This is a genomic window from Streptomyces sp. 11x1, assembly GCF_032598905.1.
Taxonomy (GTDB): domain Bacteria; phylum Actinomycetota; class Actinomycetes; order Streptomycetales; family Streptomycetaceae; genus Streptomyces.
Genome location: NZ_CP122458.1, coordinates 6,477,850 through 6,500,704, shown reverse-complemented (window position 1 = coordinate 6,500,704; position 22,855 = coordinate 6,477,850). Strand labels below are relative to the sequence as shown.

Here is a 22,855-nt window from a genome sequence, read left to right as displayed (position 1 = left end):
GACTCTTCCTGCCCACTCTGTCCGTTCACTGTGGGTCGAGTACGTACGGGTACCCGTGTGCGTTCGGTGGAAAGACGCTCCCTCGTGGGCCTTGGTTGCCGTGCGGGGGTATGTCGGGTTCCGGATGCGGACGTGACCGATCCCGAATGCGGCCGCGCTGCGGACGTGACCGATCTCAAGTGATCAACTGGCGAGCACTGGTCAGGCATTTTTGTGGGCAGAGCCGACCAATCAAGATCACTTGATGCCGGGCGGCGGGCGAGTTGTCAGTGGCAGGTGCGAGGATGCCTCCAGTACTGGCCGACGTGCCCGTGAAGCGGTGGGGGAAGTCTGCGGTGGGGACCGCGCAGTCTCGTCCTCGTCGTCGCGGGTGCCCGCGCGGAAGGGACCGCTGACGGCGATGCAGATCCGGCTGACCGTCGTAGACCCGCTGGGACCGCCCTCCGAGCCGCGAGGACGTGCCACGGCCTGCGACGTGCTGGTCACGGCGCCCGCCGGGACGGCTCTCGCCGCCGTGGCCTCGGGCCTCGCCTCCGCCGTCGGGGAGGGCGGTGCGGAGCGTCTGGAGCGCAGCCGGGAGGTCGGCGGCGGACAGGTCGTGCTGTACGCCGGTGCCGAGCGCCTCGACGTCCAGCGGTGCACCCTCGGCGAGCCGCCTCTCATAGACGGCGCCGTGCTCTGCCTGGGCGCCCCCTCCGAGCCGGGCCCCGAGGTCGACGAGGCCGCCGCGCAGCTGCACGTGGTGGCAGGCCCTGACGCGGGCGGCGTCCATCTGCTGCACGGCGGCAAGATCCACATCGGCCGCTCCGCCGACGCCGACGTCCCGCTCGACGACCCGGACGTCTCCCGCCTGCACTGCGCGGTCACCCTCTCCGCCGACGGCCGTGTCTCCGTCGTCGACCTCGGCTCCACCAACGGCACCACCCTCGACGGCACCCGCGTCGGCGACCGCCCGGTCCGCCTGGCCCCGGGCGCGTTGCTGCGCATCGGCGAGTCCGCGCTCCGGCTGGCCTCGTCGTCGGGAGCGCGTGGGGTCGGCACGACACCCGACGGCGAGGGACATGTCCGGGTCGCGGCGGGGGCCGGGGCGGCGGCAGGTGACAGCGGCTCCGGCGGCGGCTCCGGGTCCGGCGGCGTGGCACGTGGGAGTACGGGAGCGGCGGGGGCCGGGAGTTCCGGGCAGGGGCGTGCCGAGCGGCGGACGGTGCCGGGGCAGGGCGGGGTGCCCGGCATCGAGCGGACGACGGGGAGCACGGGGCCCGGCACGACCAGGGGCACCGGCCGGGAGGCCGCGCCGAGCGCCGGCCAAGGGCCGGTGCCGCCGGTGCGCGAGGGTGCCGGTGCGGGCGGCGGGAGCGGGGTCGGGGCGGAGAGCCACGGCCGTCCCCGCGACGGCCACGAGCCCCTCGGCGGTGCCGCGGGCTCCCGCGCCGCCGACGCCCCGCACGGCTTCGACGACCCACGCGCCGGTGAGGCCCGGGGCCACGGCACCTCCCGCCGGTCCCACGACTCCCGCGCCACCGGTGAGCCCGGCGGGCCGGGTACCGGTGCCGGCGGACCCGGGGCCGACGGACCCGGTGAGGGCGGTCTCGGGCACGGCGGTGAGACCCCCGGGGGCGGTACCCGCAAAGGCACGCCCCTTCGGGGCACGGACGTGCCGCGTGGGGTGCGCAAACGGGGTGGGCTCGGCGCCTGGGCCCGGCGGCTGACCGGCGGGCGGGCACAGTCGGGGGCCGTGCACGACCCGTACGAGTACGACGCGGAGTACGACGAGGACGAGCGCGGGGCGCTGGCCTCGGTGCTCCCGGCGGCCGGGGAGCGGCTGCCGGAGACCTGGCCGGACCTCGCCGCGCTGCTGCTCACCGCGCTCGGGCCCGGCGCCCGGCTGTGGGAGCGCGGGCCGGGGCATCCAGAGGCGCTGGCGGTGCGGCTGGGCACGACGGACCGGCCCGCGCCGGACGGATCGGGTCTGCTGCCTGCCGTGCCGGTGACCACCGGGCTGCGGGAGGTCGGCGCGCTGGGGCTCGCCGGACCGCGCCCCCGGCTGATGGGGCTGACCCGCGCGGTCGTGGCTCAGCTCGCCGCGCTGCACTCCCCCGACACCCTGGAACTGGTGCTGATCAGCGCGGACCGCGCCCGGCCCGCCGAGGAGCGCACCACCGACTGGTCCTGGCTCGGCTGGCTCCCCCATCTGCGCCCCGCGCACGGCCAGGACTGCCGTCTTCTCCTGGCCTACGACCGTGAGCAGACGACGGCCCGGCTGGACGAACTGCTGCGGCGCGTGGAGGACCACGCGGCGGACACGGCGGGCCACGCGCCCGGGAGCACGCCGGGCGCCGACGGCGGACGTACGACGACGGGCTGGGCCACGGTCTCGGCCGACCCGGCCGATGGGGGTACCGGGGCGGCCGACAGCGGCTCGGCCCGGCGGAGCGCGCGGCGGCCGTCGTGGGCCCGGGAGGACGAACCGGCGGGCGGCGGCTTCGCGGGGCCGTACACGGTGGTGATCGTCGACGGGGACCCCGGGGGCGCGGATGTGCGTGAGGCCGTGGTGCGGCTGGCGCAGGAGGGGCCCGTCGCCGGGATCCATGTCGTCTGCCTCGCCGAGACGGAGTCCGCGTCGCCCGCCTCACCGGTGACCGAGACGTACACGGCGGCCTGCGAGGTCTCCCCCGCGTTCCGCGCGTGCGGGGCCGTCGCCCTGCTCAGCGGTGACGTCGCCACGGCCCTGCGGCTGCTGCGTGTCACCTCCGCCGGGTACGCCGGGGGGAAGGGTTCCGGGACGACGAACGCGATGAACGCGATGAACGTGACAGGCACGACGAATACGGCTGGTACGGCGTCCACGGCGGGTGAGGCCGGGCGGGCGGGGTCGGGCGGTCTCCCGTCGCGCGAGGCCGCGGACCACGCGCGCGGTACGGCCTCCCACGCCTCACCGGGCCGCCCCCGCCCCGACCACACGGAGCCCATACGGCCCGGCCGGGCCCGTGGCTCCGCACAGGCGGACCCCGCCGTGGTGAGCCGCACGCACACCGCCCTCGACCTCTCGGAGAGCGCGCTCACGGGTGCCGACGAGCGGACGCGCCCCGGCACCCGGGACATCCCCTCGCTCGACGCGCAGGAAGCGCCCGGCCTGCTGAACCACGGCACGGTGGCCACGCTCGACGCGGTCTCGGCGGCGTGGGCGGAGCGGTTCGCGCGGGCGCTGGCGCCGTTGCGGACGGACGGGGCGGTCGGCGACCGGCAGGCTCGGGTGTCGGCGCCGTTGCCGCAGTCGGCGCGGCTGCTGGACGAGTTGGGGCTCGCGCGGGCCACACCGGCGTCGCTGATGGCGCGCTGGGCGGACGCGGGCGACGACACGACGGCGCTCGGGGGGCGCGCCTGGGCCGTGCTCGGCGCCGGGCCGCGTGGGCCCGTCTCCGTGGACCTCGTCGCCGAGGGTCCGCACCTGTTCATCGAGGGGCCGGTCGGCAGCGGCCGTACGGAGCTGTTGCGGGCCGTCGCCGCGTCGCTGGCCGCCGCCGAGCGGCCCGACCGGCTGGGCATCGTCCTCGTCGACGGGCGGGACGGCGGCGCGGGTGGCGCCACCGGTGGCGGCGCGGGCCGCGTCGGGGAAGGGCTCGGCGTCTGTACCGACCTGCCCCATGTGGGGACCCATCTGACCGCCAACGACCCCGTCCGTATGCGGGAGTTCGCCCAGTCACTGATCGCCGAGCTGAAGCGTCGGTACGAACTGCTCGACGGGCTCGGGTTCGTGGAGTGGCACACGCGGCGCGAGGTGTCGGGCCGTATCGTCCCGCAGCGCTCCGCGACCTCGACGACCTCGGCGACGTCGGGGTCCGGGGCGGCGAAGTCGGCCGCTCCGGGGTCGGGTTCCTCCGGGCCGGGCGGTTCGGGGGCCGGGGCCGGGGCCGGGCAGGCCGCGGCGGCGGTCGGGGCCGCCGATCTCGACTCGTCGTCCAGCTCCACGCTGCGGCTGCGGCCGAGTCGGCGGAACACCGAGCAGGACGGCAGGGGTGGGGCCGGTAAGGGCCTCGCCTCGGAGCTGCCCAGGCTCGTCGTGATCGTCGACGACCTCGACGCGCTGCTGTCACCGCCCCTGGGTTCCACGGGGCGGCCGGCGGCGGGGTCGGTCGTCCGGGCCCTGGAGGCGGTGGCCCGGGAGGGCGAGCGGCTCGGGGTGCATCTCGTGGCCACGACGGGCGGGGGCGGACGGAAGAGCGAGAGCGAGCTGGGGCGGGCGGCCGGCGGGCGGGTCGTCCTGAGCGCGCCGGTGCCGGGTCCCGACGAACCGGCAACGGGGCGCGGCGAGTTGCTGGGTGAGGGAGGTCGTGCGACCGCGTTCCAGGCGGGACGGGTGACGGGCCGCATTCCGCGCACGGCCACCCTCAGGCCGACGGTCGTTCCGCTCGACTGGACGCGGATGGGCGACCCGCCCGCGCGGCGCCCCGTACGGGAGTTGGGCAACGGCCCCACGGACCTGGCCCTCCTGGCCAGCGCCCTGGACCGAGCGGCCCGCGAGGTCTCGGCACCGGCCGCCCCGTCCTTGCTCTGACGGCGCCCCCCCAACGGCACGACTGCCCGCAGGGGGAGGGAGTCGGGCGATGGGGCCGCAGGCCCCTCCAGGGGCGCGGGGAACTGCGCGAGCAACCACGACGAACCGGCCACCCGCCAACGACGAACTCCCCCACGGCCCATAGGCACCCGGCACCCCGCACCCGACAGCTCCCCCCTCGCCAAGCCATCGCTCTGAAGGATGGGGCCGCAGGCCCCTCCAGGGCCCCGGGGAACTGCGCGAGCAACCACGACGAGCCAGCCACCCGCCAACGGCGAAGTCACCCACGGCGCATAGGCACCCGGCAGCGGCAGCGCCCCGTCGCCGAGTCATGGTCACGACGCGGTCACGATCAAGACGTTGACACCGCAGGCGCTCTTGCCGCTCCCGAGCACCCGGCGTAGACCAGAGCCCACGGGACAGCGCTCTACGTTCGACGACGCACGGAGAACGGGGTCAGAGATGCGCAACATCCACCGCATGGGTCGCATGCTTCGCACACGCAAGCCCACTTCCCTTGACAAGCCCACCCATCCCCCCACGTCCAGGGCCACCACGCACAACGCTCCCGCCGCCAGGGCCGTCGCGGCTCTCGCCGCCGGCGTCCTCGCCCTCTCCCTCACCGCGTGCGGCGGTGACGACGACAAGGGCGACGGCGCCGACAACGGCAACGACGGCGGTAACAAGGCCACCGTCCAACTCCCCAAGCTGGACGGCCAGAAGCTGGAGGTCGCGGCCGTCTTCACCGGCCCGGAGCTGGACAACTTCCAGAAAGTGCTGGACGAGTTCGAGAAACGCACCGGCGCCTCGGTGACGTTCGTGCCGACCGGCAACAACACGTCCACGTTCCTCGGTACGAAGATCGAGGGCGGCAAACCGCCGGACGTGGCGTTCCTGCCGCAGGTCGGCGTGTTGCACCAGTTCGCCGAGAAGGGCTGGGTGAAACCGCTCGGCAGCGAGGCCCTGGCCCAGCTGGACAAGAACTTCTCGGACGGCTGGAAGGACCTCGGCGCGTACGAGGGCAAGCAGTACGGCGTCTACGCGAAGGCCGCCAGCAAGTCCCTGGTCTGGTACAACACCGCCGCCTTCGAGGCGGCCGGGATCACCGAGGAGCCGGGTACCTGGGACGAGTTCCTGCAGACCGCGCAGACGCTCTCCGACGCCGGCTCACCCGCCGTCTCCATCGGCGGCGCCGACGGCTGGACGCTCACCGACTGGTTCGAGAACGTCTACCTCTCGCAGGCGGGCCCGGAGAAGTACGACCAGCTCGCCAAGCACGAGATCAAGTGGACCGATCCGTCCGTGAAGGACGCCCTCACGACGCTCGGCGAACTGTGGGGCAAGGACGAGCTGATCGCGGGCGGGGCGTCCGGCGCGCTGCAGACCGAGTACCCGAAGTCGATCACGCAGACCTTCACCGGGGACGCTCCGGCCGGCATGGTCTTCGAGGGCGACTTCGTGGCCGTCACCATCAACGGGGACACGGATGCCAAGATCGGCGCGGACGCCAAGGTCTTCCCGTTCCCGGCGGTCGGCGACGACTCCCCCGTGGTCACCGGCGGCGACGCGGCCGTGGCGCTGAAGGACAGCAAGGGCGCGCAGGCGCTGCTCACTTTCCTCGCCTCGACCGACGCTGCGGAGATCTGGGCGGCCCAGGGCGGCTTCCTTTCCCCCAACAAGGAGATGGACCAGGGCAGTTACAAGGACGATGTGACCCGGGAGATCGCCAAGGCGCTGCTCGCGGCGGGTGACGACTTCCGCTTCGACATGTCCGACCAGGCCCCGGCGGCGTTCGGCGGCACCCAGGGCGTCGGTGAGTGGAAGGACCTCCAGGACTTCCTGAAGAACCCCGACGACGTGGCCGGCGCCCAGAAGCAGCTGGAGACCGACGCGGCCAAGGCCTACGGGAACGGCTGACGGCGACTCATGTCGTCCGCCGTGACGAAGACGGCGGGGGGCGCCGGCGCGCTGCCGACGCCCCCCGCCGCACCGCGCAAGAGCGTGACGGGCACCCGGCTGTGGGTGGCGGTGCTGTTCCTGCTGCCCGCGCTGGTGCTGCTTGGCGCGCTCGTGGTCTACCCCATCGGGTACTCGGTCTGGCGGAGCCTGTTCGACGCGGACGGCTCGGGCTTCGTCGGCCTCGACAACTACGCGGAGATCTTCACCGACGACGCGACCCTCGTCGCCGTACGCAACACCGCGATCTGGGTCGCGGTGGCCCCGGCGGTCGTCACCGCGCTCGGGCTGATCTTCGCGGTGCTGACCGAACGGGTGCGCTGGGGAACGGCGTTCAAGCTGATCGTCTTCATGCCGATGGCGATCTCGATGCTGGCCGCGGGCATCATCTTCCGGCTGGTGTACGAACAGGATCCGGACCAGGGGGTGGCGAACGCGGTCGTGACGTCCGTGCACGACATCTTCGTGGACGAGTCCGTGTATCCGAAGGCCCGGCCCAACGCGCAGGTGAGCGATCTGAAGGCGTCCGGCGGCGGGTCGTTCACCACGGAGGGGACGGTCCGGGCGGGCACCCCGGCGCTCCTCCCGCTCGTCGGGATCGCGCCCAACAGCCTGCCCGGTGACGCGCGGGACGCGAAGGCCCCCGGCGCCGATACCGGGGACGGTGTCACCGGCACCGTCTGGCTGGACTTCCGGCTCGGTGGCGGCGGTGAGAAGGGCGTCGTCGACCCGGGTGAGAAGGCGCTGGAGGGCGTCGAGGTCGAGGCGGTGAAGGACGGCGCGGTCGTCGCCACCGCGACCAGCGGCTCCGACGGCACCTTCAGCCTGCCGGAGTCCGCCGACGGGTCCCGGCTCCGGCTGCCCGGCTCGAACTTCGCCTCGCCCTACAACGGCATCGACTGGCTCGGCCCGACCCTGGTCACCCCGGCCGTCATCGGCTCGTACGTCTGGATGTGGGCCGGCTTCGCGATGGTGCTGATCGCGGCCGGGCTGGCCGGGGTGGACCGCAATCTGCTCGAAGCGGCCCGGGTCGACGGCGCGAACGAGTGGCAGGTGTTCCGGAAGGTCACCGTGCCGCTGCTGGCGCCGGTCCTGGTCGTCGTCCTCGTCACGCTGATGATCAATGTGATGAAGGTGTTCGACCTCGTCTACATCATCGCGCCCCAGCCCACCCAGGACGAGGCCAACGTCCTCGCCCTGCAGCTCTATCTGGTGTCGTACGGCGGCGGGGGCGACTTCGGTCTCGGCAGTGCGATCGGTGTGGTTCTGCTGCTGCTCGTGCTGCCGGTGATGTGGGTCAACATCCGTCGCCTCAGGAAGGAGCGCCAGCGGTGACGACTGTCGAGGAACGCTCCACACCTGTCGAGAAGCGCTCCGTCGCCGCCCGGCTCGCGAGCGGCGCGGCAGGGGGCGCGTTGCGTGTGTTCCTGCTGCTGGTGGCGCTGTTCTGGCTGGTGCCGACCTTCGGGCTGCTGGTCTCGTCGTTCCGCGACCCGACCGACATCTCCGCCTCCGGGTGGTGGAAGGTGTTCTCGGCTCCGGCCCAACTCACCACGCGGAGCTACGAGTCGCTGCTGGAGAACGACGGCATCACGGACGCCCTCTTCAACACGATCTGGATCACGGTGCCGGCGACGCTGCTGGTCGTCCTGATCGGCGCGATGGCCGGATACGCCTTCGCCTGGCTGGACTTCAAGGGCCGTGACTGGTGGTTCATGGGCGTGGTGGGGCTGCTGGTGGTGCCGGTGCAGGTGGCACTGATCCCGCTGTCCGGGCTCTTCCGGGACCTCGGGATCTTCGGGGACATCATCGGCGTGGTGCTCTTCCACGTCGGCTTCGGACTGCCGTTCGCGATCTTCCTGTTGCGGAATTTCTTCGCCGAGATCCCTAGGGAGTTGCTGGAGGCGGCGCGGCTGGACGGGGCGGGTGAGGTACGGCTGTTCGCGACGGTCGTCCTGCCGCTGGCCGCACCGGCGCTCGCGTCCCTCGGGATCTTCCAGTTCCTGTGGGTGTGGAACGACATGCTGGTCGCGCTGGTCTTCTCCAGCTCCGACTCCCAGCCGCTGACGGTGGCACTCCAGCAGCAGGTACGGCAGTTCGGCAGCAACATCGAGGTCCTGGCGCCGGGCGCGTTCATCTCGATGGTGATCCCGCTGGCCGTGTTCTTCGCGTTCCAACGGCAGTTCGTGTCGGGGGTGATGGCCGGGGCGGTGAAGTAGCGGCCATCCAAGTGGGGGCGTGCGCACCGCGGAACACACCCGTGCGCCCCCAACTCCCGTGAGAATCCCCCGTATGGAACACGCAACGTAACCAAATCATCCCATCGGCCGTTTCCGGGCAGTATGCCCGCGCCGACCCATGGATGTCCTCCTTGCCCAGGTTCAGTGTCATCGTTCCCGCGTACAAGGTTCAGGCGTACCTGCACGAATGCCTGGATTCTGTGCTGTCCCAGTCCTTCACCGACCTCGAACTGATCGTCGTCGACGACGCCTCGCCCGACAACTGCAGTGCGATCGCCGACGAGTTCGCCGCCCGCGACCCCCGGGTGCGCCGCACCGTGCGCCTGCGGGAGAACGCGGGGCCCGGTGCCGCCCGCAACACGGGGATGGAGCACGCCAGGGGCGACTACCTCCTCTTCCTCGACGGCGACGACACGTTCACGCCGGGCGCGCTCCAGGCGATCGCCGACCGTGTCAAGGAGACCGGCGAACCGGACGTCCTCGTCCATGACTTCGCGCGTGTCGCGTGGACGGGCGAGCCGGTCCACGACGCGCGTGACCGCCGACTCACCGAGCAAGGCCCGGCCCCGTTCCGGCTCGACGACCGCCCCGGCCTGCTCACCGTCCGCCCGGCGGTGTGGAACAAGGCCTGCAAACGGGAGTTCGTCGAGGACCACAGCTTCCGGTTCCCGTCCGGCGTCTACGAGGACACGGCCTGGACGTACCCCGTCCTGATGACGGCCGAGTCCGTCGCCACCCTCGACCGGGTCTGCGTCCACCACCGCCTGCGCCGCCACGGCAGCCTCCTCGGGGCGACTACGTACGGTCACTTCGACGTGTTCGGGCAGTACGACCGGGTGTTCGCGTACGTCGACGAGCGGCCGGAGCTCGCGCAGTGGCGACCGGTGCTGTTCCGGCGCATGCTCGACCACCTCACCTCCGTGTTCTCCCGGCGCCACCGGCTGCCGCGCGAGGCGCGCGCCGAGTTCCTGCGGGCGGTCCGCGCGCACCGCGCCCGCTACCGCACACCCGGCGTGCCCCTCCGCGCCCGCGCCCGGCTCCGGCACGCGCTCCTGCGGCTGGGCAGCCCGCGCCTCTACCGCGCCCTGTGGGCCGGAGCGCGGCTGGGCCGGGCGGCCGGGCGCCTGGTGCGGGGCGTGGTCGGTCTGTTCCGCTCCGCCGGTCTGCGCCTCCACTACCGCGTCCAGCGGCTGCTCCCGCTGCGTGCGGACCGGGCGGTGTTCGCCGCGTACGGGGGCCGGGGCTACGAGTGCAGCCCGGCCGCGCTGGAGAACGCGTTCCGGACGTACGTCCCCACGATGCGCACCTCCTGGGTCGCGCGCCCGGAGCACCACCACACGCTGCCGGTGGCGACCCGGCGCGTGCTGCCCGGCTCGATGGCGTACTGGACGGCGCTCGCCCGCTCCAAGTACCTGGTGAACAACGTCGACTTCGACAGGCGACTGGTCAAACGGCGCGGTCAGGTGCTGCTGCAGACCCAGCACGGCACCCCGCTCAAGCACATGGGGCTCGACCTGCGGGACCGGCCGGCGGCGGCGCGCGGCACGGACTTCGAGGACGTCCTGCGCGGCAGCGACCAGTGGGACTACGTCCTGTCCGGCAACCGCCACTCCACGCTCGTCTGGGAGCGGGTCTACCCCTCCCCGTTCACCACCCTCGAATACGGCTCGCCGCGCAACGACGTGTTGCTGAGGGCGAACTCGACGGACGTGGCCCGGGTGCGCGAGCACCTCGGGGTGCCCGAGGGCGCGGTCGCCGTCCTGTACGCCCCGACGCACCGCGACTACCGGCACTCGCAGCGCGCCCATCTGGATCTGGAGCGGGTGCTGCGCAAACTCGGGCCGCGCTTCGTCGTCCTGGCCCGGGCGCACCACGCGTACGACTCCCCGCTGACCGACCTGGCGCACGGCCGGCTGCTGGACGTCACCGGGTATCCGAGCGTGGAGAACCTCTGCCTGGCCTCGAACGCCCTGATCACGGACTACTCGTCCCTGATGTTCGACTACGCCAACCTCGACCGGCCCATCGTGATCCACGCGGAGGACTGGGAGGCGTACGAGGCGGCGCGCGGCACGTACTTCGATCTGCGGGCGTGTGCGCCGGGCGCGGTCGCGCGCAGCGAGGACGAGCTGATCGACATCTTCGCGACCGGGCACTGGCGGGGGTCGCGGTCGGCGCAGTTGCGGGCGGCGTTCCGGGAGCGGTTCTGTCCGTACGACGACGGGCGGGCGGCGGAGCGGGTGGTGCGGCGGGTGGTGCTGGGTGAGTGTGTGCCGCCGGGGGATGTGGTGCCGTTGGGGGAGCGGCGGCCGGTTCCGTCGGCGTCGGGCATCCGCCCGGGTGCGGATGACTTGCTGGGCACGTAGCCGGATTCCTCGCCCCAGGGGCTGCGCCCCTTCGACCCCCAGACGTCCGCCCGGTGGGGGCTGGTCGCGCAGTTCCCCGCGTCCCTGAACAGCGGGGGCTGCGCCCCACGCTTTTCAGGCCCGCAGGGCCGAATCCTTCAGGGGCGCGGGGAACTGCGCGAGAAGCCCCCACTGGCCCGCACCCGACCACGCACCCCCGACAACGCACCCCCCGAAAGGAAAGAATGCCCCGCTTCAGCATCATCGTCCCCACCTACGGCGTGGAAGGGCGGCTGCCACTCGCTCTGGAGTCGGTGCTCGGTCAGCCGTTCGGTGATTTCGAGCTGATTCCGGTGCACGAGACGGCGGCGGACTCACCGGCCGGGGCGATCAGTGCCGCGTACGCCGTCAGGGACACCCGCGTCGCTCCGGTCGAGTCGCCGCCGGCGGGCGGCCTGAGCGCCGCCCGCAACGCGGGACTGGCCGCGGCGCACGGGACGTACGTCCTCTTCCTCGACGGGGACGACACGCTCGCGCCCGGCGCGCTGCGGGCGATCGCGGACCGGCTGGACGAGACCGACGACCCGGACGTCCTGCGCTTCACGCACGAGCGGGCGCACTGGTGGGAGGGCGGCACGACGATCGTGCGCCCGGTCGGCCCGGACGCCCCGGCGTGGAGCGCGACCTACCTCCGGGACTTCCTCACCACGCGCCAACTCACCTTCCCCATCGGCCACTTCACCGACGTCGGCTGGAACGGCCTGGTCGCCCTCGCCGCCGACCGCACGGCCGAACTGCCGGGCACGGTCTGCGTGCGCCATCTGCTGCGCCGGCAGGGCAGTCGGCTGTACGCGCCCGGCGCCCACCACCTCGAACTCCTCGACCAGGTGGAGCTGGTGCTCGCCCGGGCAGCGGCCGGGCAGGCGCTGACGGAGGCGTTGTTCGGGCGGCTCTTCTCGATCGTGCTGAGGAGTCTCGCGCACCCGGAGCGGCTGCCCGCCCACCACCGTCGGGACTTCTTCCGCCGCGCGATGCACCTCTACGGCCTCCACCGCCCGACCGGCTTCCAGGTGCCCGCCGGCCACCTCGGACTCCAGCACCGGCTGCTCGCGAGCGGCTCGTACGGAGGATTCCGGGTCCTGCACGCCGCCCGTCGCGTCACCGTCGGCGCCCTGGCGGCGCTCCCCCGCCCCCGCACGCCCCTGGCCCGCGCCGTCTGCGCCGTGCGGCGCCGTCTGCCGCTGGACCCGAACCTCGCCGTGTACCGCACGCACCGGGTGCGCGGTGTCGGCGGCGACCTCGCCGCGCTCCACGCGAAGGCCCGTGAACTCGCCCCCCGGGTCCGTTCGGTGTTCCTCGTCGCGGCGGACGCGGTGGACCGGGTCCCGCACGGCGCGGAGCACGCCGTGCTCGGCAGTCCGCGCGCGGGGCGGCTGCTGGCCCGCGCCAAGTACGTCGTCGACGACGCCGATCTCGACGACCTCACCGATCTCGGCGGTATCGGCGGTATCAGCGGTCTCGGCGACACCGTCGTCGAGCGTCCCGGGAGCGTCCACGTCCGGATCTCGCCCGGCACCCCGCTGAAGGCGACGGGCCTGGACCGGTCCGCGTATCCGGCGGTGGCCGCCGCGTCCGGTGGGCCCGGCGGGCCCGCCGCTTCGGCCGCCGCTCTCCTCGGGCGCGTGGACCGCTGGGACTTCGGCCTCTCCGCCAACCGGCACTCCACCGAGACCTGGGAGCGGGCCTTCCCCGGGAGGTACGAACAGCTGGAGTACGGCTGCCCGCGCAACGACGTCCTCTACACGGCGACGGCCGAGGACGTGGCGCGCGCCCGGCGCGCGCTGGGCGTGCCCGAGGGCAGGAAGGCCCTCCTCTACGCCCCGACCCACCGCGACCACTCCCCCGGCCACGAGCCCCGGTTCGACCTGGAGGCGTTCTGCGAGGCGGTGGGCGAGCAGTTCGTGGTGCTGCTGCGGACACACCACCGCTCGGCCGCCGGTACCCCGCGCGCGAGCGGCGGACGGATCACCGACGTCACCGCGCACCCCCGCGTCGAGGAGGTGTGTCTCGCCGCCGACGCGCTGATCACCGACTACTCGTCGCTGATGTTCGACTACGCCCACCTCGACCGGCCCGTCGTGATCCTCGCGGAGGACTGGGAGGTGTTCCGGGAGACCCGGGGTGTCTGCCTCGATCTTCCGGCCACGCAGCCCGGTCATGTGGCGCGCACCGGGCGGGAGTTGGCGGAGCTGTTCCGGGACGGCTCGTACGCGGACGTGGCGGCCGACGCGCTGCGGGCCGTCTTCCGCGAGCGGTTCTGCCAGTTCGACGACGGTCGGGCGGCGGAACGGGTCGTACGGCGGGTGTTCCTCGGCGAGCGGCCGGAGGCGCTGCCGCCGGTCCTGCCGCTCGCCGAGCGCACCCCCGCCCCGCCGTTCGCCGTTCCGGCGCCCACGGCCCCGACTCCCGCGGCCCCGGCACCCGCCGTCCCGACACCCGCCGCCGCGACCCTCGTGAGGAGCTGAGGACATGCCTCGTTTCAGTGTCGTCGTGCCCGTCTTCGAGGTCCGGGCGTATGTGCGCGAGTGTCTGGACTCGGTCCTGGAGCAGTCGTACGGGGACGTCGAGGTGATCGCCGTCGACGACTGCTCGCCGGACGGAAGCGGCGAGGTGCTCGACGCGTACGCCGCCCGCGAGCCGCGGGTGCGGGTGCTGCACCTGCCCGCGAACGTGGGCCCGGGCCGGGCCCGCAACGCCGGACTGCCGTACGCCACCGGCGACTTCGTCCTCTTCCTCGACGGCGACGACACGCTGGTCCCGGGTGCCCTGCGCGCGCTGGCGGACCGACTGGAGGAGGCCGGGGACCCCGATGTGCTGGTCTTCGACCACGCCCGGACGTACTGGTGGGGCGAGACGCGGCGCGACGCCCACGCGCACCTCCTGGGCGCGGCGGGCGAGGGCGCGTTCACGGTGGCCGAGCGGCCGGAGTTCCTCGGTCTGCCGAGGGTCGTGTGGAACAAGGCGTACCGGCGGGAGTTCCTGGAGGCGCACGGCTTCCGGTTCCCGCCGGGGCACTACGAGGACACGCCGTGGACGTTGCCGGTGCTGCTCGGCGCCGGGCGGATCGCCACGCTGGACCGGATCTGTGTGTCCTGCCGGCAGCGGCCGCGAGGCACCCTGCTGTCCACCACCGGCCGGGGGCACTTCGATGTGCACGACCAGTACGAGCGGGTCTTCGCCCATCTGAACTCCCGTCCGGAGCTGACGGGTTGGCGTGGTCGGGTGCGGGAGGCGATGGCGGACCACTGTCTGGAGATCCTCGCCGCACCGGACCGGGTGCCGTCCGGGGACCGGGCCGAGTTCTTCCGGCGGACGGCGGAGCTGTACCGCAGGCACCGGTCGGGCGACGACTCCCCGGCCCCCGCCCGCCAGGTGCTGGAGGGCGGCTGGGCCGCCTACCGGGCCCGGCTGTGCGCGGCCCGCGCCCGTAGCGCGCTCGGCGTACGCGGGGAGCGCCTGCGAGCCGTCGGCGCCGAGTGGATCGGGCGGGGCTGGTCGCTGGCCCACGAGCGGCTGCCGCTGGACCCTCATCTGGCCCTGTACTCGGCGTTCTCCCATCGCGGGGTGCTGGGGGACCCGGCGGCCGTGTACCAGGCCGCCCGTGAGTTCGCGCCGCACGTCCGGGGAGTGTGGGTGGTGCGCCCGGAGCGGGTGCCGGCGCTGCCGCCGGGCGTGGAGTACGTGACGCCGGGCTCGGCCGAGTACCGTCGACTGGCCGCGCGGGCGACGTACTTCGTCGGCAACGCCGACTGGCCAGGCGCCCTCACCAAGCGGCCGGGCAGCGTGCACGTGCACACCCACCAGGGGACGCCGCTGAAGTTCATGGGCGCCGACCTGCTGCACAAGCCGGGTGCCCGGCTCGGCGTGGACGTGCCGGGCGTGCTGCGGGGGGCCGACCGCTGGGACCACAGCCTCGTCGCCAACCGCCACTCCGAGCTGGTGTGGAGCAGGGCGTACCCGTGCGGTTTCACCTCGCTGCGGACCGGCAGCCCGCGCAACGACGTCCTGGTGAACGCCGGGCCGGAAAGCGGCGCGGCGGTCCGTGAGCAGCTGGGCGTCCCGGCCGGGCACACGGTCGTGCTGTACGCGCCCACGCCCCGCGACCACCGGCGCGGCGGCCACGCCGAGCGCATCGACCTCGCCCGGTTCACCGCCGGCCTGCGGCGCAGCCTGGGCGAGGCGCTCACCCTCGTCGTACGGCTGCACCCGGCGCTCGCGGACGGGCCCGCGCGCCGGTTCGGGCTCGCCGAGCTGCACCGGCGGGGTGTCGTGGTGGACGCGACCGACGAACCACATGTGGAGGAGCTGATGCTCGCCTCCGACGTCCTGGTCACGGACTACTCGGCCCTGATGGTCGACTACGCCAACCTGGACCGGCCGATCGTCGTCCACGCCGACGACCTCGACGCCTTCACCGCGAGCCGGGGCATGTACCTCGACATCACCGCCGACCCGCCCGGCCATGTCTCCCGGTCCTACCGGGAGCTGGCCTGGCTGTTCGACTCCGGGCAGTGGCGGGACAGGGAGTCGGCGCGGCTGCGGGCGGGGTTCCGGGAGCGGTACTGCGAGTTCGACGACGGGCGGGCGTCGGAGCGGGTCGTCCGGACGCTGATGCTGGGGGAGGCGGCGGGGGCGGTGCCCGCGCCCCGGCCGGCCCCGTCCCCGGCGGCCGCCGCCGCTTTCCCGTCGTCGTCATGAGGGCGCCCACGGCCGGCGGGCGGGCGCACATCCTCGCGACGCGCGCGCGGGCGTGGGTGCTGCTGTCCGCCGCTGTTCTCGCGCTGCTCCAGCTGGCGAGCGTCACCGGTCGCGCACACCCCCGACACCAAGAACTACGTCTCGTACGCCCTCACGCTGGGCGGTGCGAGCGTGCGGGAGTCGGCGGCCGGCACCATCGACCACTACTGCGGGAGCCGGGCGGCGACGGCCGAGCGGAAGCGGAGCGTGGACGTGGTGCGGTTCCGGGCGCCGTCCCCGTCCGCGCCGGTGGCCGAGGAGTGCCGGCGGGAGCTGTGGCGGAAGGTGGACCGGCGGCTGGCGGCCGGGCAGTCCGGCGTCCCTGTCGCGCCGTTCGCCTCGGAGCGGTTCCTGCGGATCTTCGAGGTACGGCCCGGCTACCCGGTGCTGCTGGCCCCGTTCGTCGCGGTGTTCGGGGTCCTGTGGGGGGTGTGGCTGGCGAGCGTGCTGATCGCGGCGGCGGGGGGCGTCCTGGCCTTCCTCGTCCTGCGGACCGTCCACGCCCCGGTCCCCGTCGCCCTCACCGGCCAGGCCCTCTACTACGTGCTGCCGTGCGGCGCGACTGCCATGCGGCCCATGACCGAGGGGGTGCTGCTGGCCCTGACGCTGACGGCGCTCTGGGGGTGCGCCCTGGCGCGAGAGGGCCGCGTGCGGGCGGGGGCGCTGCTGGTCGGCGGTTCCCCGGCGGCGCTCTTCACGGTGAAGCACTCGCAGGCGCTGTTCCTGGGGGTGTGTCTGGTGGGGGCGTGCGCGGTGGTCGCCGCACGGCGCGCACGCGGTGGTGAACGAACGGGGCGCGGGCTCGGGCCGGTCGTGGCCTGGGTGCGGGCGGTCGAGCCGGGGGTCCTGGCGGTCGGAGCCGTGTCCGCGGGCGCGGCGGTGTGCACGCCGGCGCTCGCCTCGCTCCTGCACTACCCGGCGGCCTCGGAGAGCCTCCAGGATCTGCTGACCGATCACTTCACGCGCCCCGACCGGGCCCGGCCCTGGGCGGAGTTCCTGAGTCTGGAGGCGAACTTCTGGGCGGAGTGGGGGCGTCGGCAGCCGACCGAGCCGCTGTTCCTCGCCGCGCTGGCGGCGGGCGCGTGGGGCGCGCTGCGGCAGCGGCCGGTGTTCGGCTGGTTCGTGCTGGCCGCCGCGTGCACGGGGATCCTGAACCAGGCCGGGCATCCGGACATCACCATCTGGGGTGACCGGCTGATCGTGGTGGCGTGGCTGCTGCCCGTGCTGGGGCTACCGCTGCTGCTGGAGCGGATCACCACCACCCGCGACTCACTCGATGTGGTGACCGCGAGCTGAGCCGTTGACCGGTCCCGCCATACCGGGAATACACGGCAAATGCCCCGTACAGCCCAGAATTTTCCCGGTTCCGGCCCGGATCCGCGCGTTCGACCCCACGCCGGTCCCGATCCGCGCGCCCGGCGCCGTCGGCGTGGCGCGCTCGGGGTCACCGCGCTGCGCGGCGGCCGCACCCGGCTGTCCCGGCGGCCGACGCCGTACCTCGTCATGGGCGCGCTGTTCTGGCTGGTCATCACGTTGGCGTACTGGCGGGTGCCGCTGTGCTGCGACGCCGGTCAGCACGCGGCGGTCGTCGAACGGCTGCGCTGGGACCTGCTGCACCCGGCCCACCCGACCGCCGCCCTACCGGGCGCGGGCAGCCCGTACTACTCCCCCTACGCCGTCGCGCAAGGCGTGCTCGCACGGCTGACCGGGCTGAGCGGCTGGTCCCTGGTGAAGCTGGCCGGACCGGTGAACCTGCTGCTGCTGCTCACCGGGATCGGCCGCTTCGTACGCGTACTGACGCCCCGGCCGTGGGCGCCGGTCCTCGCGGTGCTGTTCATGACGGTGCTGTGGGGCACCGAGCGGATCCTGTGGAGCGGCTTCCTCGGGCTGATGTCGCTGACCCTGAACCTCGGCTATCCGTCGGCGTTCGCCACCGGGCTGACGTTCTGGGCCTGGGCGTGGACGGGGGCCCGCGCGCGCGGCGGCGGTCCTGCCGGGCGGGTGCGGTACGTCGGACCGAGCGGCCTCGGCACCGTCTGGGCGTACGCCGGACTCGGGGCGCTGTACGGGTTGATCACGCTGGTGCACCCGATCACGGCGGTGGCCTCGCTGGCCGGGGCCGTGGCGATCGTGACCGCCTGGCAGCGGGGTTGGTCGCGCCCGGTGGTGGCCCGGTGGGCGGCGGCGGGCGGGACCGCCCTCGCGGTGGCGGTGTCCTGGCCGTACTACGCCGTCCTGGCACTGGCGGGGCACACGGGCGTGGACGGGATGCACCGTCTGCTGTACGAGAGCGCGACGGGGAACCTCTGGCTGGCGCTGCTCGGGCTGCCGGCGCTGTGGGCGCGGGGTCGCCGGTCGCGCAGGGACCCGCTGGTGCTGATGTGCGCGGCGGAGTGCCTGGTGGTGGCGTACGGCTGGGCCAGCGGGCACTACACGTACGGGCGGGTGCTGGCGCTCGCGGCGGTGCCGGCGCAGTTCGCGCTGGCGGTGGAGCTGGCGGCGCCCCGGCCGTGGGGGTGGGCCCGGCGGGTGCTGGGCGGGGCCGCCACAGCCGGGGTCTGCGTGGGTTTCCTGACCGCCCAGGCGGGGGCTGTCGTGCCCCGGGCGCTGGACCCCGTCGGCTTCGAACAGCCGCCGCGCTGGCCTTCGTACGACTGGGCCGCACGGCATGTGCGGGCGGGCGAGGTGCTGATCAGCGACGGGTACTTCGCGATGCGCGCGCTCGCCGGGTACGGGGTGAACATGGCGGCGCCGCCCTGGCCCGATCCCGCGCTGGAGGAGGGAGAGCGGGTCGAGCGGCACACCGAGGTGCGGGCGTACCTGGATCCGGCGTCGACGCGGGACCGGCGTGCGGCCGTCGCGCGGCGCTACCGGGTGCGCTGGCTGCTGCTGACGCGGCGGCAGAAGGTGCCGGAGGAGGCGGTGGTCGTGGACTGGAGTCCGCGGACCGGGGAGGTGCTGGCGCGGATCGCTCCGTAGGGGGAAGGCGCGGAGCGATCCGCGGGACGGCCAGGGGCCTGTCACGTCCCAGGCGACGGGGACGCGCGGAGGTGTTACTCGACGACCAGCTCGACCGGCATGTTGCCGCGGGTGGCGTTGGAGTAGGGGCAGACCTGGTGGGCCTGCTCGACGAGCTTGCGGCCGGTGGCCTCGTCGACGGTGTCGGGGAGTTCGACGCGGAGGGTGGCCTTCAGCGCGAAGCCCTCGCCCTCCTTGCCTATGCCGACCTCGGCGGTCACGGCGGCGTCGCTGACGTCGACCTTGGCGGCGCGGCCGACCAGGCCGAGCGCGCTGGCGAAACAGGCGGCGTAGCCGGCGGCGAAGAGCTGCTCCGGGTTGGTGCCCTGGCCGTTGCCGCCGAGCTCCACCGGGAGGGCCAGGTCGAGGTCGAGCTTTCCGTCGTTGCTGACGGCGCGACCGTCGCGGCCGTGGGTGGCGGTGGCGACAGCGGTGTAGAGCGCGTCCATGGAAGAACCATCCCTTTCACAGGTCAAGTCAGGTCGAGTCGAGTCGGTTCGAGCCGTGTCCGGCGGTCCGGTCCGGCCGCCGTTCACGGGCTCCAGTAGAGCACACAATTCAATTGCCAACAACTAAATGGTGGACAGGGGTTACCCTGGAGGCATGAGCACGAGTGCCACCCCTACGCCCGAGGGGATCTCCCAGGAGATCTCCGGGCAGGTCGCCGGACAGGTCTCGGAGGAGGACTTCCTCCGTCTCGACCGGCAGATCTGCTTCTCCCTGCACGCCGCCTCGCGCGCCTTCAACGGTGTCTACCGCGTGGTCCTCAAGGACCTCGGCATCACCTATCCGCAGTACCTGGTGATGCTGGTTCTCTGGGAGCACGGCGAACTGCCCGTGAAGAAGCTGGGCGAGCACCTCCGGCTCGACTCCGGGACCCTCTCGCCACTGCTCAAGCGCCTGGAGACGGCCGGCCTCGTCCGGCGCGAGCGCAGCGCGCGCGACGAGCGCTCGGTGGTGGTGCGACCGACCGAGGAGGGCGCGGCCCTGCGGGAACGCGCGCTGGCGGTGCCGCGCCGGATCGTCTCCGCGACCACCTTCGACCTCGACGAGATCCGCGATCTGCGCGACCGCCTGGACCGTCTGACGGCCGCGCTGGACGAGGCGGCGCTCACGGAACCGGCCGGGTAGCCGCCGGCACCCGCACAGAATTCAACAACTCCATACGGAACCCGGGCCTCCCACCCGCCATCTTCCCCACGGGGCCGCGAAGCCGCCCGTAAGGGAAGATTTGCACATATACCTCTCACAGGTGCGGGGCAACCATGGCTCTTCAGCAGGCGCAGGTCTCCGTCGTCGTCATCGGGTACGACGACGCGGCCCATGTGACGGACGCCGTGCGCTCGGCGCTCGCGCAGGGGCCGGCCGTCCGTGAGGTGATCGCCGTCGACGACTGCTCGACCGACGGCAGCGCGGACGTGCTGGAGCGCCTCGCCGGGGACGAACCCCGGCTGCGGGTGGTCCGGCGCCCGGTCAACAGCGGCGGCTGCGGCACCCCGCGCAACACCGGGCTGGACGTCGTGACCTCGCCGTACGTCATGTTCCTGGACAGCGACGACGTGCTGCCGCCCGGCGCCGTGGACGCGCTGCTGGGGGCGGCTCTGGAGCACGACGCGCCGGTCGCGTCCGGGTTGTGCGTGCGCAGGGAGCTGCCGTCCGGCCGCGAGACCCCCTGGCAGCCCGAGCTGTACGCCCGGCGCACGCTGCTGGAGCACTCCTCCCAGCGCGCACACCTGGTGCACGACACCCTCTGCGTCAACAAGCTGTACCGGACCTCCTTCCTGCGCGAGCGCGCCATCCGTTTCCCCGAGGGCCGCTTCCCGTACGAGGACTTCGTCTTCGGCGCGCGCGTCCTGGCCGCCGCACCGCGCGTCGCGCTCGTCCCCGACCCGGTGTACGTCTGGCACGTGCGCCGATCGGCGGCCCGGCTGTCCATCTCCCTGGACCGCTCCGACATCACCAACTGGCGGGCCCGCCTGGACGCCGACCGACTGTCGTACGACATCCTGCTGGGCGCCGGTGAGAAGGGCCCGGCACGGGCCGCACGGACGCGCTTCCTCGACCACTCGCTGCGGATGTACGCCCGCGAGCTGGGCCTGCGCGGCACCGAGTACCAGCGCGAGTGGTGGACGCTGACACGCGCCTACCTGGCCACCTTCGACGAGGGCGACTTCGCGCCGGCGCCCGCGCCCGGCCGGGTCGTCGCCCGGGTGATCCTCGCCGCCGACGAGCCGCGCGACCTGCCCCGCCTCAGGGAGATGGCGGCCCGCCCGGCCCGGCTGACCCCGCCGTACGCCCGCGGGGCCGACGGCTCGCCCGTCTGGTCGGCCGATCTGCCGCAGGTGGAGCTGGACCATCTCCTCGTCCGCCCCGTGGAGCTGCTGCCCGCCGCCGTCGACGCGGAACTGCGGCCCCGCGCGCGGGGGACGGTGCTCCGACTGCGGCTCCACGAGCTGTACGGGCGGATGGCGGAGGCGGGGCCGGTGACCGTGCAGGCGGAGTTCACAGAACGGAACGACGGGCGGGTGGGCTTCGCCGGCACGGCGCCCCTCCTGGCCGAGGCGGAGGGCGACAGCGGCGCGGAGGAGCCGGACGTCGACAGCTGGACGGCGGACGTACCGCTGGACCTGGCCGCGTTGGGCAGCGGCACGTGGGACCTCCGGCTACGGCTGCGGTTCGCGGACGGCAGCCGTCGGGAGACCACCGCACACGCCGTCGCGGGCGCCGGGCTCCTCCGCCGGAGCGCACTGTTCAGCGCGCGCCATGGAGTGCTCCTGGTGCAGCCGTACGCGACCCACGCGGGGGCGCTCGCGGTGCGACTCGCGCCCGGTTGGCGAGGATTGACCGAGGTCGTCCGCCGACGCCTCAAACGCCTGCTTCACTGAGACCCGACGCGGGCACGGCCCCGCGCCTACGCGACTACGACTACGACGGGACGGTCGTCCATGACCTGGCTGATCACCGGTGGCGCGGGATACATCGGGGCGCATGTGGTGCGCGCGATGCTCGACGCGGGCGAGGAGGCCGTCGTCTACGACGACCTGTCCACCGGCGTCGCCGAACGGGTGCCCGACGGCGTCCCGTTGGAGGTCGGCTCCATCCTCGACGGGGAGCGGCTGGCCCGGGTGATCCGGGACCGGCACGTCACCGGCGTCGTGCACCTCGCGGCGAAGAAGCAGGTCGGCGAGTCCGTCGAACTGCCGCTGCACTACTACCGGGAGAACGTCGAGGGCCTGCGCACCCTGCTGTCCGCCGTCACGGACGCCGGGGTCGCGTCCTTCGTCCTCTCGTCCTCCGCCGCCGTGTACGGCATGCCCGACGTGGACCTCGTCACCGAGGAGACGCCGTGCCTGCCGATGAGCCCGTACGGCGAGACCAAGCTGGTCGGCGAGTGGCTGGTCCGGGCCACGGGCCGGGTCACCGGGCTGTCGACGGCGTCCCTGCGCTACTTCAACGTGGCCGGCGCGGCGACCCCCGAACTGGCCGACACCGGCGTCTTCAACCTCATCCCCATGGTCTTCGAGAAGCTCTCCGAGGGAGCCCCGCCACACATCTTCGGCGCCGACTACCCGACCCCCGACGGCACCTGCGTCCGGGACTACATCCATGTCGTCGACCTCGCGGAGGCCCACTTGGCGACCGCGCGGCTGCTGCGCGAGGCGCCGGGCACGGACCTCACCCTCAACATCGGGCGCGGGGAGGGCGTGTCGGTGCGCGAGATGGTCGACCGGATCACCGCGCTCACCGGTCACGACCTGCCGCCCGTGGTCGTCGACCGGCGGCCCGGGGACCCCGCGCGCGTGGTCGCCTCGGCGGACCGGATCGCCGCCGAACTGGGCTGGAAGGCGCGGTACGGCGTCGAGGACATGATCGCGTCGGCATGGGCGGGGTGGACGGAGCGGCCGCAGCACCTGTGACGGAATCGACGAGCAGTGGGAACTGTT

Annotated in this window: 12 protein-coding genes and 1 pseudogene; 12 read left to right on the top strand and 1 reads right to left on the bottom strand. The window is 73.6% G+C overall.

Annotated elements, in window-relative coordinates; translation table 11 throughout:
- Window positions 1–400 precede the first annotated feature (400 nt).
- The 9 genes and pseudogenes from P8T65_RS28505 to P8T65_RS28465 all read left to right on the top strand — a co-directional run bounded on the left by P8T65_RS28505 (window position 401) and on the right by P8T65_RS28465 (window position 18,872).
- Window positions 401–4,555, top strand: coding sequence for an FHA domain-containing protein (locus P8T65_RS28505; protein ID WP_316728050.1), 4,155 nt, complete (start codon window positions 401–403; stop codon window positions 4,553–4,555).
- Window positions 4,556–5,044: 489 nt separating this feature from the next.
- Window positions 5,045–6,472 (top strand): ABC transporter substrate-binding protein, encoded by a 1,428-nt coding sequence (locus P8T65_RS28500; protein ID WP_316731769.1) that lies wholly within the window; start codon window positions 5,045–5,047, stop codon window positions 6,470–6,472.
- Window positions 6,473–6,481: 9 nt separating this feature from the next.
- Window positions 6,482–7,846, top strand: coding sequence for a carbohydrate ABC transporter permease (locus P8T65_RS28495; protein ID WP_399100555.1), 1,365 nt, complete (start codon window positions 6,482–6,484; stop codon window positions 7,844–7,846).
- The gene (locus P8T65_RS28490; protein ID WP_316728048.1) at window positions 7,843–8,730 is read left to right on the top strand and encodes a carbohydrate ABC transporter permease; all 888 of its coding nucleotides are present in this window, start codon (window positions 7,843–7,845) and stop codon (window positions 8,728–8,730) included. Before P8T65_RS28495 ends, P8T65_RS28490 begins: the two co-directional genes overlap by 4 nt.
- Window positions 8,731–8,873: 143 nt before the next feature.
- Entirely contained in the window at window positions 8,874–11,117 is a 2,244-nt protein-coding gene (locus P8T65_RS28485) for a bifunctional glycosyltransferase family 2 protein/CDP-glycerol:glycerophosphate glycerophosphotransferase (protein WP_316728047.1), read from the top strand.
- Window positions 11,118–11,341: 224 nt separating this feature from the next.
- Window positions 11,342–13,621: a CDP-glycerol glycerophosphotransferase family protein gene (locus tag P8T65_RS28480; RefSeq protein WP_316728046.1), complete on the top strand. Its 2,280-nt coding sequence runs from the start codon at window positions 11,342–11,344 to the stop codon at window positions 13,619–13,621.
- A gap of 4 nt (window positions 13,622–13,625) precedes the next feature.
- On the top strand, window positions 13,626–15,854 hold the full coding sequence (locus P8T65_RS28475; RefSeq protein WP_316728045.1) for a bifunctional glycosyltransferase family 2 protein/CDP-glycerol:glycerophosphate glycerophosphotransferase: 2,229 nt from the start codon (window positions 13,626–13,628) through the stop codon (window positions 15,852–15,854).
- A pseudogene (locus P8T65_RS28470) lies at window positions 15,851–17,189 on the top strand (hypothetical protein). Before P8T65_RS28475 ends, P8T65_RS28470 begins: the two are co-directional and overlap by 4 nt.
- Before the next feature lie 39 nt (window positions 17,190–17,228).
- Window positions 17,229–18,872, top strand: coding sequence for a hypothetical protein (locus P8T65_RS28465; protein WP_316728044.1), 1,644 nt, complete (start codon window positions 17,229–17,231; stop codon window positions 18,870–18,872).
- A gap of 74 nt (window positions 18,873–18,946) precedes the next feature.
- On the opposite strand, the gene P8T65_RS28460 is transcribed toward P8T65_RS28465, so the two are convergent.
- Window positions 18,947–19,360 (bottom strand): organic hydroperoxide resistance protein, encoded by a 414-nt coding sequence (locus tag P8T65_RS28460; RefSeq protein ID WP_184893393.1) that lies wholly within the window; start codon window positions 19,358–19,360, stop codon window positions 18,947–18,949.
- 154 nt (window positions 19,361–19,514) lie between these two features.
- Here P8T65_RS28460 and P8T65_RS28455 point away from each other — a divergent pair, with 154 nt between their 5' ends.
- From P8T65_RS28455 to galE, 3 genes are all read left to right on the top strand, one after another.
- Window positions 19,515–20,042 carry a MarR family transcriptional regulator gene (locus P8T65_RS28455; RefSeq protein WP_316728043.1) on the top strand — a complete coding sequence of 176 codons (528 nt, stop codon included), beginning with the start codon at window positions 19,515–19,517 and terminating at the stop codon, window positions 20,040–20,042.
- A 134-nt stretch (window positions 20,043–20,176) separates the two neighbouring features.
- Window positions 20,177–21,796 (top strand): glycosyltransferase family 2 protein, encoded by a 1,620-nt coding sequence (locus P8T65_RS28450; protein ID WP_316728042.1) that lies wholly within the window; start codon window positions 20,177–20,179, stop codon window positions 21,794–21,796.
- 60 nt (window positions 21,797–21,856) lie between these two features.
- The gene (gene galE / locus P8T65_RS28445; RefSeq protein WP_316728041.1) at window positions 21,857–22,828 is read left to right on the top strand and encodes a UDP-glucose 4-epimerase GalE; all 972 of its coding nucleotides are present in this window, start codon (window positions 21,857–21,859) and stop codon (window positions 22,826–22,828) included.
- Window positions 22,829–22,855: the final 27 nt, after the last annotated feature.